General features: G+C 30.3%; 16 protein-coding genes. 15 read left to right on the top strand and 1 reads right to left on the bottom strand.

Going from position 1 to position 18,306, the window contains the following annotated elements:
* The first annotated feature begins 1 nt into the window (after nt 1).
* The 7 genes from gatC (at nt 2) to OC526_RS04005 (ending at nt 7,059) form a co-directional block, all read left to right on the top strand.
* A complete protein-coding gene (gene gatC, locus OC526_RS04035; protein ID WP_262122305.1) occupies nt 2-280 on the top strand; it encodes an Asp-tRNA(Asn)/Glu-tRNA(Gln) amidotransferase subunit GatC in 279 nt (92 codons plus the stop codon).
* Between the two features lie 8 nt (nt 281-288).
* Nucleotides 289-1,698, top strand: a complete 1,410-nt coding sequence (locus OC526_RS04030; RefSeq protein WP_262122304.1) for an aspartyl/glutamyl-tRNA amidotransferase subunit A — start codon at nt 289-291, stop codon at nt 1,696-1,698.
* Complete coding sequence (gene gatB, locus OC526_RS04025; RefSeq protein WP_262122303.1) at nt 1,695-3,113, top strand: Asp-tRNA(Asn)/Glu-tRNA(Gln) amidotransferase subunit GatB; 1,419 nt, start codon at nt 1,695-1,697, stop codon at nt 3,111-3,113. The genes OC526_RS04030 and gatB overlap by 4 nt, the downstream gene beginning before the upstream one ends.
* A 65-nt stretch (nt 3,114-3,178) precedes the next feature.
* On the top strand, nt 3,179-4,405 hold the full coding sequence (locus OC526_RS04020; RefSeq protein WP_316043769.1) for an amidohydrolase: 1,227 nt from the start codon (nt 3,179-3,181) through the stop codon (nt 4,403-4,405).
* Nucleotides 4,402-5,592, top strand: a complete 1,191-nt coding sequence (locus tag OC526_RS04015) for an NAD(P)H-hydrate dehydratase (protein ID WP_262122301.1) — start codon at nt 4,402-4,404, stop codon at nt 5,590-5,592. The genes OC526_RS04020 and OC526_RS04015 overlap by 4 nt, the downstream gene beginning before the upstream one ends.
* A gap of 2 nt (nt 5,593-5,594) precedes the next feature.
* Nucleotides 5,595-6,716: an alanine racemase gene (gene alr / locus OC526_RS04010; RefSeq protein WP_262122300.1), complete on the top strand. Its 1,122-nt coding sequence runs from the start codon at nt 5,595-5,597 to the stop codon at nt 6,714-6,716.
* On the top strand, nt 6,706-7,059 hold the full coding sequence (locus OC526_RS04005) for a type II toxin-antitoxin system PemK/MazF family toxin (protein ID WP_262122299.1): 354 nt from the start codon (nt 6,706-6,708) through the stop codon (nt 7,057-7,059). Before alr ends, OC526_RS04005 begins: the two co-directional genes overlap by 11 nt.
* A 47-nt stretch (nt 7,060-7,106) precedes the next feature.
* Here OC526_RS04005 and murC read toward each other — a convergent pair whose 3' ends face one another.
* A complete protein-coding gene (gene murC, locus OC526_RS04000) occupies nt 7,107-8,510 on the bottom strand; it encodes a UDP-N-acetylmuramate--L-alanine ligase (RefSeq protein WP_262122298.1) in 1,404 nt (467 codons plus the stop codon).
* 119 nt (nt 8,511-8,629) lie between these two features.
* Between murC and rpiB the strand changes: the two genes are divergently transcribed.
* From rpiB to OC526_RS03960, 8 genes are all read left to right on the top strand, one after another.
* Entirely contained in the window at nt 8,630-9,070 is a 441-nt protein-coding gene (gene rpiB, locus OC526_RS03995; RefSeq protein ID WP_262122297.1) for a ribose 5-phosphate isomerase B, read from the top strand.
* 84 nt (nt 9,071-9,154) lie between these two features.
* Nucleotides 9,155-9,874 (top strand): purine-nucleoside phosphorylase, encoded by a 720-nt coding sequence (gene deoD / locus OC526_RS03990; protein ID WP_262122296.1) that lies wholly within the window; start codon nt 9,155-9,157, stop codon nt 9,872-9,874.
* Nucleotides 9,875-9,879: 5 nt separating this feature from the next.
* Entirely contained in the window at nt 9,880-11,274 is a 1,395-nt protein-coding gene (glmU, locus tag OC526_RS03985) for a bifunctional UDP-N-acetylglucosamine diphosphorylase/glucosamine-1-phosphate N-acetyltransferase GlmU (RefSeq protein ID WP_262122295.1), read from the top strand.
* Complete coding sequence (locus tag OC526_RS03980; RefSeq protein WP_262122294.1) at nt 11,271-12,257, top strand: ribose-phosphate diphosphokinase; 987 nt, start codon at nt 11,271-11,273, stop codon at nt 12,255-12,257. Before glmU ends, OC526_RS03980 begins: the two co-directional genes overlap by 4 nt.
* Nucleotides 12,258-12,836: an aminoacyl-tRNA hydrolase gene (pth, locus tag OC526_RS03975; protein WP_262122293.1), complete on the top strand. Its 579-nt coding sequence runs from the start codon at nt 12,258-12,260 to the stop codon at nt 12,834-12,836.
* Nucleotides 12,837-12,839: 3 nt separating this feature from the next.
* Complete coding sequence (gene mfd / locus OC526_RS03970) at nt 12,840-16,334, top strand: transcription-repair coupling factor (protein WP_262122292.1); 3,495 nt, start codon at nt 12,840-12,842, stop codon at nt 16,332-16,334.
* On the top strand, nt 16,318-17,403 hold the full coding sequence (locus OC526_RS03965) for a peptidylprolyl isomerase (protein ID WP_262122291.1): 1,086 nt from the start codon (nt 16,318-16,320) through the stop codon (nt 17,401-17,403). Before mfd ends, OC526_RS03965 begins: the two co-directional genes overlap by 17 nt.
* A complete protein-coding gene (locus tag OC526_RS03960; RefSeq protein WP_262122290.1) occupies nt 17,384-18,283 on the top strand; it encodes a SurA N-terminal domain-containing protein in 900 nt (299 codons plus the stop codon). The genes OC526_RS03965 and OC526_RS03960 overlap by 20 nt, the downstream gene beginning before the upstream one ends.
* Nucleotides 18,284-18,306: the final 23 nt, after the last annotated feature.

The following is an 18,306-nucleotide window of genomic DNA, read 5'->3' as shown; positions in this document are numbered from 1 at the left end:
GATGGAAGCAAAAGAAGTAGAAAAAATTTATAGACTTGCAAATCTTAGCCTAGATGGAAAAGATGTTGATGATCTGTCTAATAAATTTAATATTGTTATTGATTTTATAGAAGATATTTTTGATGTAGACACTGAAAATGTAAAAATGACTGAAAGTATTGATTCACATAAGGCGGTTTTTAGAGAAGATGAAGTTAAAGAATCATCTAGTCGTGATGAAGCATTAAAAAATGCTCCGGATAAAGAATTTGGTTATTTCAGATTGGATTGGAATTTATAGGGGATTTTATGAATATAGAAAATTTAGTAAGTAAATTAAAATCTGGAGAAATTTCAGTAGTTGAATATACAAAAGAGACACTAGAAAAAATCAAAAAAAATGAACACAATGCTTATATTTCTTTTGATGAAGAAGACTCTTTAAAAAGAGCTGAATATTTAGATAATAAACTTAAAAATGGCGAAGAATTAGGAAAGTTGTTTGGTTTACCAGTTGCTGTTAAGGATAACATCTCATATAAAAATATGAATATGACTTGTGCATCAAAAATGTTAGAAGACTTCAGACCTATATATAATGCAAGTGTGGTAGAAAATTTATTAAATGAAGATGCAGTTATTATAGCGAAAACAAATATGGATGAATTCGCTATGGGTGCAAGCTCTAAAACATCACATTTTGGTGTGGTGAAAAATAATCTTGATACTTCAAAAATCGCAGGTGGTTCTTCATCAGGATCTGCAGTCGCAGTTTCTAATGATGATGTGCTTGTAGCCCTAGGAACTGATACTGGAGGGTCTGTTAGAGGACCAGCTTCATATACAAATATTATTGGTTATAAACCAACTTATTCATTATTTAGCCGTTTCGGAGTAGTTTCTATGGCAAATACTCTAGATCAAGTTGGAGTATTTGCTCAAAATATTGATGATTTAAGATTATTATCAAATATAACTTCATCACCAGATGAAAATGATATGACTGCAATCTTAGATGCATTTGAGTACAAAAAAGAAGATTACGATTTTAATGGCAAAAAAATTGCTGTAATAAGTATAGACAGTGTTCTTTATGAAGGCATAGAGGATGCAGTAAAAGAAGATTATCAACTAGCCTTAAATCGCCTGAAAGATTTAGGCGCGGAACTTCAAGAAGTAAAATTAAATTATGCCATCTACGCAAACCCTGTATATAATATCGTTATGAGTTCTGAAGTTTCTTCAAATATGAGTAGATTTGATGGGGTAAGATTTGGCCACCAAACTGAAGATTATAAAGACATTTCTGAATTATTTGTAAAATCTAGATCAGAAGGACTTGGAGAAGAAGTTCAAAGAAGGATCGCTCTTGGAACTATGTACTTATCAGCAAGCGATGATCAAAAGATTTATAAAAAAGGTCTTAAACTACGTACTTTAATTAAAGAAGAATTAGAAGAATTATTTGAAACATTTGATTTAATAGTAACACCAACTACGACAAATCTACCTCCAGCAATTGATGAAGAAACTGAAAAAGACCCTCTTTCTGACTTTAAAGCAGATGGATTTAATGTTATTGTAAATCTTGCAGGCATGTGCGGACTTTCTGTACCAGTAAGAGAGGGGATATCTGGGTCAATACAATTTATAGGAAACAGATTTGATGATAATAAAATAATTAATGCAGCAGACAAATTTTTAGGGGAGGCAAAATGAATACAAAAACAATAATAGGTCTAGAAATCCACGTGGAGCTAGCTACTAATACAAAAATGTTTTGCTCTTGTAAAAATGAATTTGGAGCTGTTCCAAACACAAATGTTTGTCCTATCTGCTTAGGTCATCCTGGTGCATTGCCAGTAATGAATAAAAAAGCTGTAGAATTAGCCTTAAGAGCAGGACTTGCTTTTAATTGTGATATAGCAAATAATCAAAAAATGGATAGGAAAAAATATTTTTATCCAGATCTTACAAAGGGCTATCAAATAACCCAATATGATAAACCTTACGCGACAAATGGTTATATAGAGCTTTCAAGTGGCAAAAAAATAGGTCTTATAGAAATTCACATGGAAGAAGATACTGGTAAATCAAACCATGATGAAGAAGGTAGAACATTGATGGATTACAATCGTGCTGGAGTTCCGCTTATAGAGATTGTTACAAAACCAGATATTGAGTCTCCTGATGAAGCGCGTGACTTTGTTGAGACACTTGCATCAACATTGAGATTCTTAGAAGTTTCCGATTGTATAATGGCTCAAGGATCTATGCGTGTGGATGTAAATATAAATATGCAAGATACTGATACAGGTAATAAAACTAATATAGCTGAAATTAAGAATATGAACTCAATTAAGGCAATTGAACAGGCTTTGGATTTTGAAGTAAAACGTCATACAGAGCTTCTTGAAAAAGGTGAAATGGGTACAAAAGAAACAAGAAGATGGGATGATGAAAAATTAGAAACCATCCATATGCGTGATAAAGAAGTTGGAAATGATTATAGGTTTTCAGTCGACGGGGATATTCCAGAAATTTATTTAGAAGATGAAGATATTAATAATATAAGAGAAAACCTCCCAGAACTTCCTGCTAAAAAACAAAGTCGTTATATTACCGAATATGAAATGACTGAATATGATGCAGGTTTATTGGCTAATGATAGAGAGCTTGCTGAACTATTTGAACAAACAAATGAAATTGTAAATGAACCAAAAACATCAGCAAATTGGATATTAACAGAATTATCACGTAGATTAAATGAAACAGAGCAAAGTCCATCAACAATGAATCTTTCAGTAGATAACTTTGCAAAATTAATTAATCTTGCTAAAGAAGATAAGATTAACAATAATGTTGCAAAAAAACTACTGCGTGAAATTTACGAATCAAATGAAGATCCGGAAAAACTAGCTGAAGAAAGAAATCTTCTTCAAATTAGTGATAGTGGATTCTTAGAAGAAGTTGTTGATGAAGTTCTATCTGAAAATCCAGAATCTATTGAAGATATTAAAAATGGAAAAGATCGTGCATTTGGTTTCTTAGTTGGGCAGGCTATGAAGAAAACAAAAGGTAAAGGAAATCCAGTAGAGATAACAAACTTATTAAAGGAAAAAATAGGAGAATAAGGAGTGGTAACCACTCCTTTTTTTAAAATATGAATATATTAATAAAAAATACTAATATTTTATCTATGAATGATGATAAATTAAATAATGATGATATTTATATAAAAAATGGAAAAATATCTAGAATAGACAAAATTAAGGATTTAAAAGTAGATAAAGTTATTGATGGCCACAATTTTATAACTATGCCAGGCTTTATCAATACTCATACACATGTTGGCATGAGTTTCTTCAGAAACTATGGTGATGATAATGATTTGATGACTTGGCTTAATAACTACATATTTCCAGCTGAAGACAAACTAAATGAAGAATTGGTTTATTATGCTTCATTATTATCTTTTGCTGAGATGATAAAAACTGGTACTACAACCTTTGCTGATATGTATTTTTATCAAGAAGAAACTATAAAAGCATTAGATAAAGCAAAGCTTAGAGCTCAAATAGCTAGAGGCCTATCAAGTCCAGATGAAAATGACTATAGAATTAAAGAATGTATCGAACTATATGAAAAATATAATGGAAAAGATGGCAAAATTGAGATAGCATTAGGACCACATGCTGTATATACTACCTATAAAGACTATTTGAAAAAAATTGCTGGTATTGCCGCAAAATACAAAATGCCTATTCATATTCACTTATCAGAAACAAAATTTGAAAATGATGAATGTATGAAAAAATACGGTCAAAGCCCTACAGAAGTATTTGATGAGTGTGGTATATTTGAAAACAGAACAATTGCTGCCCATGGTGTTCACTTGTCTGATGGTGATTTGGATATATTGGAATCTAAAAATGTATCAATCTTACATAATCCATCCAGTAACCTAAAACTATCATCTGGAATATGCGATGTAAGTAGATTAATGGATAAGAGAATTAATGTAGCTTTGGGTACTGATTCAGCATCAAGTAATAATAAACAGTCTATGCTAAAAGAAATCGAGGTAGCTGCATTAATATCAAAACTAAAGTCAGCTGATAATCTTAAAGCCTTTGACGTTTTAAAAATGGCTACAATAAATGGTGCTAAGGCTTTAGATCTTGGGGATAAAGTAGGGACAGTGGAAGAAGGAAAGTGTGCAGATTTAATAATGATTAATATTGATAATATAAATCATATTCCCAATAACGATCTAATAGCGTCCATTTGTTATTCAACTTATGAAAATGACATTTCTTATGTATTTATAGATGGTGAATTAGTTTATGAAAATGGGGAGTATACCTACTTAGACATTGAAGATATTAAAGAAAATGTAAAAAGATTAAGTGAAAACTTATTATGATCGGCATAGATATTGTAAATATAGAAAATTTTTCAAAAAAAGCAGATGATAAATTTTTAAATAAAATATTCACTGATGATGAGCTAAAATATGCTTATGGAAAACAAAACTTTATGCAAACTTTTGCTGGAATTTTTGCTGCTAAGGAAGCAGTAATAAAGGCAAAAAACTTAAATATAGCCTCTATTTTAAGAAAAAGAGTTGAAATTAAACACACTGATAGTAAACCTTTAGCCTTTGTTAATGATAGCCTTTTTGAGGGTAATATTTCTATAAGTCACGATGGTAATTTCGCTGTAGCTGTTTGTAGTTTAAATAATGATTGTAATATTAAAATTAACTCTGATATGAAAAAATTAATGCCAAAAAGAGAATCTGATACTCATAAGGGCAATTATGGCAAAATTGCTTTTTTAGGAGGTAGTCTTGGTATGGCAGGTTCAGTTTATATGGCTAGCCTTTCAGCCATGCGATCAGGTGCAGGTATGACTTTCATATTAGCTCCCAAATCTATATCTGAAATTTTACAAGTAAAAGTCAATGAGCAGATTATAAAAGAAATTGATTGTCAAAATTTCTTTTATAGTGAAAAAATTCTTGGTCAAATATTAGAAAAGATTGAAGATATGGATAGCCTAGTTATAGGTCCTGGTATGGGTAGGGGTGAAGATTTAAATAATCTAATTGGCCAAATTATTGATAAGGTCAATTTGGATATTATTATTGATGCTGATGGTTTAAATGCAGTTAGTAAAGACTTGAGTATATTAAAAGTAGGAGTTAAAAAAAACATAATATTAACACCACATTTGGGAGAATTTTCTAGACTTACTGGCTTAACTATTGATAAAATAAAGGAAGATACAGATCACATTGCCAAAAAATTTGCTGAAGACAATAATGTGGTATTAGTATTAAAATCAAATCATACAATTGTAACAGATGGAAAGAAATTTTACAAAAATAATATAGGAAATCCTGGAATGGCTACAGCTGGAAGTGGAGATGTACTAACCGGAATTATTGGAGCTTTTAGTAATAGATTAGATTCTTTTAATGCTGCTAAACTTGGAGTGTATGTTCATTCTTTAGCTGGAGATATAGCTAGTCTTAGACTGGGTGAAGATTCAACTATGGCAACAGATATTATATCTAGTTTGCCAGAAGCACTAAAGTTATTGAGGTAATTATGATTGAAAGTTATGTAGAAATTGATATTGATAAAATTTTAGAAAATATTCAAAATATTAGGAAAATCAATCCAGAATCTATGTATTGTGCTGTTTTAAAAGCAAATGGTTATGGACTTGGTGCTTATAAAATTGCGGAGTATATCGAGGATAATGTCGACTATTTTGCAGTAGCAAGAGTTACCGAAGCACTAGCATTAAGAGAGGCAGGTATAAAAAAACCAATTTTAATTCTTGGTGCCGTTTATTATGAAGATGTACAAAAGTGTATCGATAATGATATAGATATTCCAATTTTTGACTTAGAATATGCTAAATTAATAAACAAAAATATAGTTGGTAAAGTTAATGCTCATATACTTTTAGATACTGGAATGGGTAGAATTGGATTTCGTGATTTTGAAGAGGAAAAAATACTGGAATTAAAAAAATTAGAAAATATTAATATAATTTCTGTATTTACTCATTTTTCTACAGCTGATGAAGCAGACACTTCATATACAAATATGCAGTATGAAAAATTTATAAAAATAACTAAGTTTATTAATGAAAACTTTAAGTTAGACTTTGTTCATTTAGCAAATAGCGCAGGTGCTATAAAACACAATATAACAAAAGATATGATGCGTGTCGGTATTTCAACATATGGTTTGTATCCTTCTGATGTTGTAAAGGAAGAAAAAAATATAGAATTAAAGCAATGTTTTTCCTTTAGATCGAGAGTAATATTTGTAAAAGAAGTAGATCCTGGCACATCAATTTCCTATGGCAGAACATTTGTTAGTGATAAAAAAATGAAAATCGCCACCCTAAGTATTGGATATGCTGATGGTTATATAAGAGCATTTTCAAATATTGGTGAAGTTTTAATAAATGGTCACTTGTGTAAAGTTATCGGAAGAGTCTGCATGGATCAAATGATGGTTGATGTTAGTGATGTAGATGTAAAAGTTGATGATGAAGTGATAATTTATCCTGATATTTACAAAGAAGCAGCTAAAATAAATACAATACCATATGAATTAATGACTTCAATTAATCTTCGTGTACCTAGAATTTATAAAAAAAGTGGTAAAATAATTAGTATGGATAATTATTTAGGAGAAATCTATGAAGATTAAAAGAGGAGATTTGTTCTATGCAGATTTATCTCCAGTTGTTGGTAGCGAACAGGGGGGAGTTAGACCTGTTATAGTAGTGCAAAATGATGTTGGTAATAAATATTCACCAACAATCATTGTTGCACCAATAACCAGCCAATTAAATAAGGCAAAACTTCCCACTCATGTAAAGATAAAAGGAAATGAATTTGGTCTTCCAAAAAATAGTGTTGCACTTTTGGAGCAATTAAGAACTATAGATAAGAGAAGACTTAGGGAAAAAATTGGAACGTTTGATAATACAGTTATGATTAAAATTAACGAAGCAATGGCTATATCACTCGATTTATCTACTGATTTTTAAAATTGTACATATAAAAAATTGACCTCCATAAGGGGGTCAATTTTAATTTAAGCACTTACTTTTACTTGATCATCCACAATCATATGAGCTAGCTCATCTGGATTTCCACAACCTGTTGTTATAATTAAATCAGATGGTTGGGCGATTTCGTATACATAATCACGAGCTTGTTCAAAAGTTCCTAAATACTTAGCATTTATTCCTTTTTCAATTAGAGCCTCTACTACATCTTTAGAGTGAATAGATGGGTCATATTTTTCACGGGCAGCATATATATCTGTTATTACAACTTCATCAGCTCCATCAAAACAGTTTAAAAAGTCATCAAATAATGTTTTTGTTCTACTGTAGGTGTGAGGTTGCCAAATACAGACTAGTTTTCCTTCAGTATGTTCTTTTAATGCATTAAGTGTTACTTCAATTTCAGAAGGGTGGTGACCATAATCCGTCATAATTGTAGCATCATTTACATGACCGATTATTTCCATCCTGCGTTTAAGCCCAGAATAAGCTCTTAGATTCTCTTTTATAGTTGGAATATCTATTCCATTTTCATAAGTAGCTATTATTGATGCCATAGCATTATTTATATTATGTCTTCCAATAACACCTAATTCAAAGTGTTCTATCAATCCATTTTTCATTTTTAAATCAAAATTTGGTCTACCAATATCATCAAAAGCAATGTTGTGTGCCACATAGTCAGCTGCATAATTTTCTTGGGCGTAAGTTATTAGATCACCCTGCACTGAATCAAGAACTAGCTTGTTGTTTTCTTCATTAAGGTTTAATATGGTTTTTGAATTTTCATCTTGATTTCTTAAATAAGCTTTGAATGTATCTACAATATCATTTAAATCCTTGTAATAATCTAAGTGATCTTCGTCAATATTTAAAATTATTACAGTTTGTGGATAATAATATCTAATGTTTCCTTTGTACTCACAGGCTTCAGTTACAAGATATTTATCATCTCCCACATGGACATTTCCATGCATATCATCAAGCTCTCCGCCTAAAAGTATACTGGCATCTTCACTTGAGTTAAGCAATATTTTTGAAATCATACTAGTAGCAGTAGATTTTCCATGTGAACCTGATACAGCAATAGAGTGCTTGTAATTTTTCATTAAAGCTCCAAGAAAAACACCACGTGTTACTACTGGAACACCTAAATTACGAGCAGCTATTAATTCTTCATTGTCATCTAAAATGGCGTCTGTATATACAACAAGGTTAGGATTTGTTATGTTTTCTTTCCTTTGACCTATAAATATTTTTGCACCATTATCTTCTAAATTTTTAGTAATATCTGTAAGTGTTCTATCAGAACCAGATATTTTATATCCTTTATTCAACAGTAAGGCAGCTATACCACTCATTGATATACCACCTATACCTATAAAATGAACATAATTAAAATCATGTCCATTCAAATTAAATTCAAACATCTTCTCTCCTAGTTTCGTCTTACTTTATTACATTATATCATATGCTTTTTATTACAACTTGTAAAGTTAATATGCCTATGATAACATTTATGTATAGTTAAAAGTATGGAGGATAAGGGATGAAATATGTTATAGGAAATGATCACGGTGGTATTGATTTATACACACCTATTAAAGAAAAACTAGAAGAACTTGGTCATGAAGTAATCCATGTAGGAACAGATGGAAAAGATAGCGTTGATTACTCAGATTTTGCTCAAAAAGCATGTGATAAAGTATTAGAAGGTGAAGCTAATTTTTCAATTTTAGTTTGTGGGACAGGACTAGGTATGAGTATTTCTGCAAATAAAATTGATGGAATAAGAGCAGCATGTGTATCAGAAGCATTTTCTGCAAGAATGAGTCGTGCTCACAATAACGCAAATTGCTTATGCCTTGGAGCTAGGGTAATAGGAAGTGAAACTGCAAAAATGATTGTAGAAGAATTTGCAAAAACTGACTTTGAAGGTGGTCGTCACCAAAGAAGAGTGGATAAAATAACTGAAATTGAGAAAAGATAGAAAATTATTGTCTATCTTTTTTTAAGTTTAAAAAAGTTTTTAAAAATGTTATTATAGAATAAGAAATTAATAATAGGAGATTATATGAACATACCTACACCACATATATCAGCAACAAGTGCTGATCAAATTGCAAAAACAGTTTTAATGCCGGGAGATCCATTAAGAGCAAAATTTATTGCTGAAAATTTCCTTGATGATGTAACACAATTTACAGAAACAAGAGGAATGCTAGGTTTTACAGGATATTACAAAGGCAAAAGAGTTTCAGTTATGGGATCTGGAATGGGAATTCCATCATCTATGATTTATTATAATGAGCTTTTTGGAGGATATGACGTAGATACAATAATTAGAGTAGGAACTGCAGGATCTATGCAAGAAGATATAAAGCTTCATGACATCGTTATAGCTACAAGTGCATGTTCGGAAAGTTCAATAAATGATAATCTTTTTGCCAATATCAATTTCTCACCAACTCCTGATTTTGATCTAATGTTAGAAACATATAATAAGTCTATAGAGCTAGGCTATACAACTCATTGCGGACAAGTTCATAGTTCAGATCAATTTTACAATGAATTACCTGAAGGTGTTTTTGAAAATATGAAAAAATACGGAGTTCTATGCGTAGAGATGGAAAGCTATGGTTTATTTATGGCTGCAAGGAAATATGGAAAAAAAGGCTTAGGTATTTTTACAATAAGTGATTCTCTTGTTGAAAATGTAGCTGATAGTGCTGAAAATCGTGAAAAATCATACACAAATATGATGACCTTGGCCTTAGAAGTAGCTCACGAGTAAAACTTATGTTAAAAACGATTATTATGGCTGCAGGTGAAGGAACAAGGATGAAATCCAGAACCTCAAAGGTCTTACACAAATTACTAAATAGAGAAATAATAAAGTATGTAGCAGATGCTTCAAGATTCGAAAATTCACAAACGATTTTTATAGCTGGTAAAAATATCGAAAATTTAAAAGAACTTTTTCCAAACGATAAGATTATAGAACAGAAAATAGGTGAAGGTTACCCATATGGAACTGGTTATGCTGCATCCTTGGCTTTATATGAAATATCAGATGATGATCAGGTATTAGTTTTAAATGGCGATATTCCACTGATTACAAAATCTTCACTTGAAGAATTTATATCAAATCATATTAAAAGTAATAATAGTGCCTCTGTTCTATCAACAAAAGTAGTTAATCCAGCAAGCTATGGAAGAATAATTAGAGATGACAAAGGTGAATTCATTGGTATCGTCGAACATAAAGATTTAAAAATTAATCAAGATATAATAAATGAAATTAATACTGGAATATATATATTTAAAGGATCTGACTTAAAAGAATCTATATCCAAACTTGATACTGATAATGAGCAAAGTGAACTCTATCTTACAGACTGTATCGAGATTTTATATAATGATGGTAAAAAAGTTATGGCATTTACTGCTAACGATCCAGATGAATTCTATGGCATAAATAATAAAAAAGAATTAGTACAAGCAAAAAAGATTCTTCAAAGACGTGTCAATGAAAATCATATGCTAAATGGAGTTACAATCGAAGATCCAGAAATGACTGTAATAGACCCAGAAGCAAAAATTGGAATGGATACAATAATATCTGGACCTGTTAAAATATTGGGAAACACAGAAATTGGTGAAAATTGTATTATTGAAGGATCATCAAGAATTGAAGATTCTATTTTAAGAGATGGTGTAAAAATTGATAATTCTGTAATTGAAAAATCATTTGTTGATCAAGGATCAGATGTAGGACCTTATGCTCACCTAAGACCAAAAGCTAAGCTAGGTAAGAATGTTCATATTGGTAATTTTGTTGAGGTTAAAAATTCAACTTTAGGTGATGGAACCAAATCTGGACATCTAGCTTATATTGGAGATTCTGATTTAGGAAGTAAAATAAATGTTGGATGTGGGGTAATATTTGTAAATTACGATGGTAAATTTAAACATAGATCTATAGTTGAAGATGAAGCTTTTATAGGTTCAAATTCCAATATAGTTGCCCCAGTTAAGATAGAAAAAGAAGCATATATAGCAGCTGGATCTACAATAACATCTAATGTAGAAGCCGGTTACTTGTCTATAGAACGTGCTGAACAAAAAAATATTGCAGGATATGCAGAAAAAAAACGTAAAAGAGATTTAGAGAAAGAAAAGGAGCAAAAATGACAACTGATAAATCGCAACAATATATTCAAAGAGGCGAATTAAAATTAATTACAGGCAATGCAAATACAAAATTAGCAGAATCTATAGCTAAAAGTTTAAATACCAGTCTTGGTGAAGCTGAGATAGAAAAATTTAGCGATGGAGAAATTAAAATCAAAATAAATGAATCAATTAGGGGAAAAGATGTTTATATAGTACAACCTACATCATCTCCTACCAATGATAATTTAATGGAACTTTTAATTATGATTGATGCTTGTAGACGTGCTTCTGCAGGATATATAAATGCAATTGTTCCTTACTATGGATATGCTCGTCAAGATAGAAAGACTCGTGGACGTGAACCTATTACTGCAAAACTAGTAGCAAATCTAATTACAGAAGCAGGTGCGGATAGAGTTATTACTATGGATCTTCACGCTGGGCAGATTCAAGGATATTTTGATATTCCAGTAGACCACTTTACAGCAATCAGACTTTTATCTGAATATTTCCAAGATATGGCTTATGATAAAGCTGATGAGTTTGTTGTTGTAAGTCCTGATTTAGGTGGTGTAAGACGTGCTCGTGAATTCTCTGATTATCTAAAATTACCAATTGCCATCATCGAAAAAAGAAGACCAATGCCAAATGTATCTGAAGTAATGAGCGTTATAGGTGATTTCAAAGGAAAATCTGCAATATTAGTAGACGATATGGTAGATACTGCTGGAACAATCACAAATGCAGCTAATTATCTAATTGAAAATGGAGCTAAGGATGTATATATAGCAGCAACACATGGAGTTTTATCTGGACCGGCTGTTGATAGACTTGAAAATTCAAAAGTAAAAGAAATTGTAATTACAAACACAATCGAGCTTCCAGAAGATAAAAAAATTGATAAAATTACTCAATTAGAAATAGGACCACTATTAGCAGAAGCAATCCATAGAATTAACACTTACGAATCAATCAGTGGACTGTTTGAGGATGTGAATTAGATGTATTTTATAGTAGGACTTGGAAATCCTGGCTTACAATACGAAAATACTAGACATAATGTTGGTTTTTTAACTATAGATTATCTATCTGAAAAGCATAACATTCCAGTAAAAAAATTAAAACATAAGGCTCTTTATGGTCAGGGAGAAATCTCTGGCCAAAAAGTTATGCTCATAAAACCTCAAACATATATGAATAATTCTGGTGAATCTGTAAGAGACTTTAAAAACTTCTATAAGTTTAACGATGATGAACTTATTGTAATCCAGGATGATATAGATATTGATTTTGGAAAAATTCGTATTAAGAAAAAAGGATCTGCTGGAACCCATAATGGTATGAAGTCCATAATTTATCAAACACAAACTGATAAATTTCCTAGAATTAAAATATCAGTAGGCCAAAAACCAGAATACATGGACTTAGCAAGCTTTGTTTTAAGTGGTTTTCATGGAGAGGATTTAGATATAGTAAGAGAAGAAATTATTATGGCTGCAGATGCTATAGAAATGATGCTAGAAACTAATATTGATAAGGCTATGAATAAGTATAATTCAATAGACTTATTGGAAAAATAATAAATGAATCAGATAATAAAATTATTAGAAAACACAGAACAATTAAATAAAATTAGAGAAAATTATTTAAAAGATTCTCCAATATATTTGTATGGACTTACAGAAGGGATAAAATCACATTTAATTTTATCCCTTTTTGATACTTTAGATAAAAATATACTTGTAATAACTGAAAATGAGAAAAAAGCTAAAGACATCCAAAGAAATATAAATAATTTATTTGATATAGCAAGCTATTATCCATCTAGAGAAATAAATTTTTACAATATTAAAACTGTAGATGAAGATACAAATACATCCAGAATGGAAAACTTAATTAGTCAAGCCAAAAATGAACGACTAATAACTGTTACAACTATGGATGCTATTTTAAATAAATTAACACCTTTAACTAAATTTAACAATAGTTTTGTTAAGATAAGTGGTGAGGATTTTGTAGATATAGATAAATTTATAAAATCACTTGTAAATTTAAATTACAATCCTACAAGCCTTGTTGAAAATAAAGGAGAATATGCTAAGCGTGGGTCTATTATTGATTTCTGGCCTATAGATTATGCGCACCCAGTAAGGCTAGAACTCTTTGATGATGAGATTGATTCCATAAGGATATTTGATCAAAAAAGTCAACGAACAATTGATAAAATAGATGAAGTTACCATCTCACCTTTAAATGAGCTTATATATGATGAATCTGATTTTGAACATTTATTAAAGAATATAGAAGAAGATGTTTCAATATTAGAAAATAATATAAAAGACTCAAATGATCAGAAGTTGGTTGATAAGTATAAGCAAATAAAATCCTACATAAAAGATACCATGTATGTAGCTAATTGGGATTTAATAAATCCTTATAGAGATGAAAATTATGAAAGTTATTTAGACTATTTATCCAAAGATACAATTATTATAGTTGATGATGTATCTAGGATATATGATAATCAAAAAGATTTTGAAAAAAACTTTTTAGAAGACGTGACTATTCAAAGAGATAGGGGAGAGGTATTTAATAACTTTAATAAACTATTAGTAAATGCTGATGATATTTATAAGAAAATTGAAAATCATCCAATTATAAACCTCACATCAATTTTAAAAAGGTCAAAACTTTTTAATCCAAAACTATTATTAGAATTAAAAACTATAGAGGCAGAACATTTTAATAGAAAAATTAGTTCATTTGCTGATGCCTTAAAAAATCAAAAACAGGAAGCTAAAACATTAATTTTTACAGGAAGTGAGGATAATAAAAATAACCTTTTAAATGCCTTACGTGAAAATGATATTTTAGATATTTCTGATGAGGATACGTCTAGAATTACAGTCACAAATGATTCTGCAAATGAAGGATATTATCTACCAGAATTAAATTTTTACCTTTTCACTGAAAAAGAAATTTACGGTACAAGTAAAAGGAAAGTTAAAAAAAAGATAAAAAATAAAATGTCTTCAACAGACATTATAAATTATTCTGATTTGGATATTGGGGATTATGTTGTCCATGAAAATAATGGTATAGGTGTTTATAATGGCCTTGAACAAATAGAAGTAAATAACATTCAAAAAGACTTTATAGTTATAAATTATAAGGGAAATGATAAAGTTTATGTACCTATAGATCAGATGAACCTGGTTAGCAAATATATAGGTAACAAGGGTGAAAAGCCTAGACTTTCTACATTAGGATCTCCTACATGGTCTAAGGCTAAGGCTCGTGCCAAAAAAGCTGTAGATGAAATTGCCGATGATTTAGTAAAATTATATTCACAAAGAAGCAAGGAAGTAGGCCATGCCTTTTCAGCAGATACAACCTGGCAAAAGGAATTTGAAGAATCCTTTCCATACGAAGAAACCTATAGTCAGTTAAGAAGTATATCCGAGATAAAAGAAGATATGGAAAAAGATAAGCCTATGGATCGTCTTTTAACTGGTGATGTCGGTTATGGTAAGACTGAAGTAGCACTTAGGGCTGCATTTAAGGCAATAGTTGATGGATACCAAGTGGCATTTTTGGTGCCAACTACTATACTAGCAAGCCAGCACTATGAAACTATGAAAGAAAGATTTAAAGATTTCCCAATAGAAGCTAGACTTTTATCACGCTTTAATTCAAAAAAAGAACAAGATCAAACAATTAAAGATCTAAAAACTGGCAAAGTTGATATAGTAATTGGAACTCATAGGGTTTTATCAAGTGATATTAAGTTTAAAAATCTTGGACTTTTAATAATAGATGAAGAACAGAGATTTGGAGTTAAACATAAGGAAAAATTAAAACAACTGAAAACTAGTCTTGATGTTCTAACTCTTTCAGCAACTCCAATTCCAAGAACTTTACAAATGTCTTTAGCTGGTATAAGAGACTTATCGACGCTAGATGAACCACCTGAAGAGAGATTGCCAGTTAATACATACGTTCTAGAATTTGATGATAATATTATCAAGGCAGCTATGGATCGAGAGCTTGCTAGAAATGGGCAAGTATATTTTGTTTATAATCGTGTTCATAATATAGATTTACTTTATAATCATATAAAAGAATTGATACCAGATGCAAGCCTTGAAATAATACATGGAAAACTTACCCCAAAACAAATTGAAACAATAATGAACGATTTTATAAGTGGGGAGATTGATATACTTTTATCAACTACAATCATAGAAACAGGAATGGATATACCAAATGTAAATACAATAATCATCTATGATGCTGATATGATGGGTCTATCTCAACTTTATCAGTTAAAAGGTAGAATTGGTAGGGGAAATAGATCCTCTTATGCATACTTTACTTATAGACGCGGGAAGGTTTTATCAGAAATAAGCGAAAAAAGATTAAAATCCATAAGAGACTTCTCCGATTTTGGTAGTGGATATAAAATAGCTATGAAAGATTTGGAACTTAGAGGGGCAGGTAATCTCTTAGGTGAAAGTCAAAGTGGTCATGTTGAAGCAGTAGGTTATGATTTGTACGTAAAATACCTGCAAGAAGCAGTCGAAAAAGCGTCAGGTAAAGAAGTTGAAGTTAAGAAAAAATCCGATGTTTTTATAGATATAAAAGTGAATGCCTATATCCCAAGTAGTTATATTTCAGACCAGTCTCAAAAAATTGAAATATATACTAGAATTGCAAATATTGAAAATATCGAAGATTACAATATACTAGTAGAAGATTTGATTGACATATATGGCGATTTACCTGTAATGGTGGATAATATAATGTATGTATCTTTAATAAAATCATTAGCAGAAGACTTAGGATTTAAGGAAATTCGTGAGCAAAATGCTTATATCAATTTAAGATTTACTAATCGAGATGAATTCACATTAAATGAGTTAAAAGAAATAAGTGAATCTTATAATGGAGAAATGAAGTTAGATTTATCAAATAATCCATCATTCAGAATCCCAGCAACAAATACAAAATTAATAGATACTTATGATTTACTAGAGATTATAAGTAATATAAGGAGTAGAAATGAAAAAGACAAATAAAATTTTAGCAATAATGCTAGCTAGTTCAATGTTTCTAGCAGCATGTGATAATCAAGCAGCAAATAATGACACAAATACAAATAAAACAGAAACAGCTGAATCAAAAACCGATGATGCAAAAAAAGACGAGAATACAACTGAAAAACTTCCAGATAATGCAGTTGCCTTAGTAAATGGAGAAACTTTATCTAAAGACCAATATAAAGATGAAATGGCTTTTTATGCTTCATATCTAGCTAGCAGCCAAGGTGCTAAAAACCAAGTTGTTGGAATGATGATTAAGGATAAATTAGTTTTTGATGATGCAGCAAAAAACAATATAAAAGTGTCTGATAAAGAAGTATCTGACCAATTTATGCAAACAGTTGATAACATCGAAAAACAAAATGGTAAGGGTGCATTTGATGAAATGCTTGAAGATTACAACCTAACAGCAGAACAGTTTAAAGAAGTAATCAAAAAAGATATTCTATATACAAAACATCAAGAATGGTTCTTAAAAAATAACCCAGTATCTGATGAAGACGTAGAAAAATCTTACGAAGAAAACAAAGACCAGTTTAAAAAAGTAGATGCAGACCATATCCTAGTGGAAGATGAAGAAACAGCAAAAGAAGTAAAAGAAAAATTAGATAATGGAGCAGATTTTGCAGAACTTGCAAAAGAATATTCTAAAGATACAGGAAATGCTGATAAAGGCGGAGCATTAGGTGAGTTCAAAAAAGCTGACATGGTTCCACAATTTTCAGAAAAAGCTTTCTCTATGAAAGAGGGAGAAATCAGTGATCCAGTAGAAACTCAATTTGGTTGGCATATCATCAAATTAAATAAAATAAATGAATCTTTAACTGATGAAGACAAACAAGTTTTAAGAAAAACTCTTGAAGACCAAAAATATGAAGAATACAAAAATGAACTGTTTGAAAATGCAGACATTGTAACAAAAGAAACTCAAGCAGCTGAAGAAGCTAAAGAAAATAATGAATCTGGAGAATCTAAAGATGAAAATAAAAAAGAAGAAACAGTAGAAGAAGAAAATAAAAATTCAGATGAAAAGAAAAATAATTAAGGCTGTTTTAACAGCAGTTTTAATAATAAATTTAACAGCTTGTGGCAATGCAGCTGAAAATAAAGATGCCTTAGCAATTGTTGATGGTGAAAGAATATCTAACGATGAGTATTTAAAAGAACTAGACTTTTACCAAAAGTATTATACAAAAAAATACGGGGAAGAATACTTAGACCACGAAGTAGAAAGAAATAAAACAAATAATGATGTTCTTGAAAAAGAATTAATTGATTCTATGATTAAAGATCAAGTTATGAAAAATGATTTAAAAGCTAATGGTGTAAAATTAGATGATAATACTGCGACATCCATAAGAAATAATCTTGAAGACCAATTAGGTAGTCAAGATTCTCTAAAGGCAAATATTAAGGCCATAGGACTTGATGAAAATAAATTTAATCAAGTTATTTACAATGACTCGATAAGAAAACAACATTATAATTATTTTCTGGGTCATAGTGGTATTAAGGATAGTGAAATTCTTGAATTTTATAAGGCAAATGAAAAGTATCATAAGCAATACAAATACAATGTACTTGCGTTTGATGATAAAAATGAAGCTGAGAAAGCATTTGATAAGATAAATTCCCCAGCAGAATTTAAATCTTATTTAGATAACCCTATCAAGAACTACGAAGTAATAAATTCAGAATTTGTCTATAAGGATGATCCGATATTAGAAAAATCCGAAATATCAGAAAAAGATAAGGTAAGTGAGATTTTCGAATATGATGGTAAATATATGATTTTGATGGTTAATTCATATAATGAAAACGAGAATGAATTATTAATAAATGTCAAAGATTTATATTTAAGAGAAAAATATGAGGAATATCTTAACAAATTAACGAAAAAGTCTAAAATTAGGCTTTTTGCCTAATAAAAGCTTGAAATATCATAAAT

The sequence above is a fragment of the Anaerococcus sp. Marseille-Q5996 genome (assembly GCF_946893725.1).
GTDB lineage: Bacteria > Bacillota > Clostridia > Tissierellales > Peptoniphilaceae > Anaerococcus > Anaerococcus martiniensis.
Note: the sequence above shows the minus strand (reverse complement) of the source record. Positions and strands in the feature narration are given on the sequence as shown.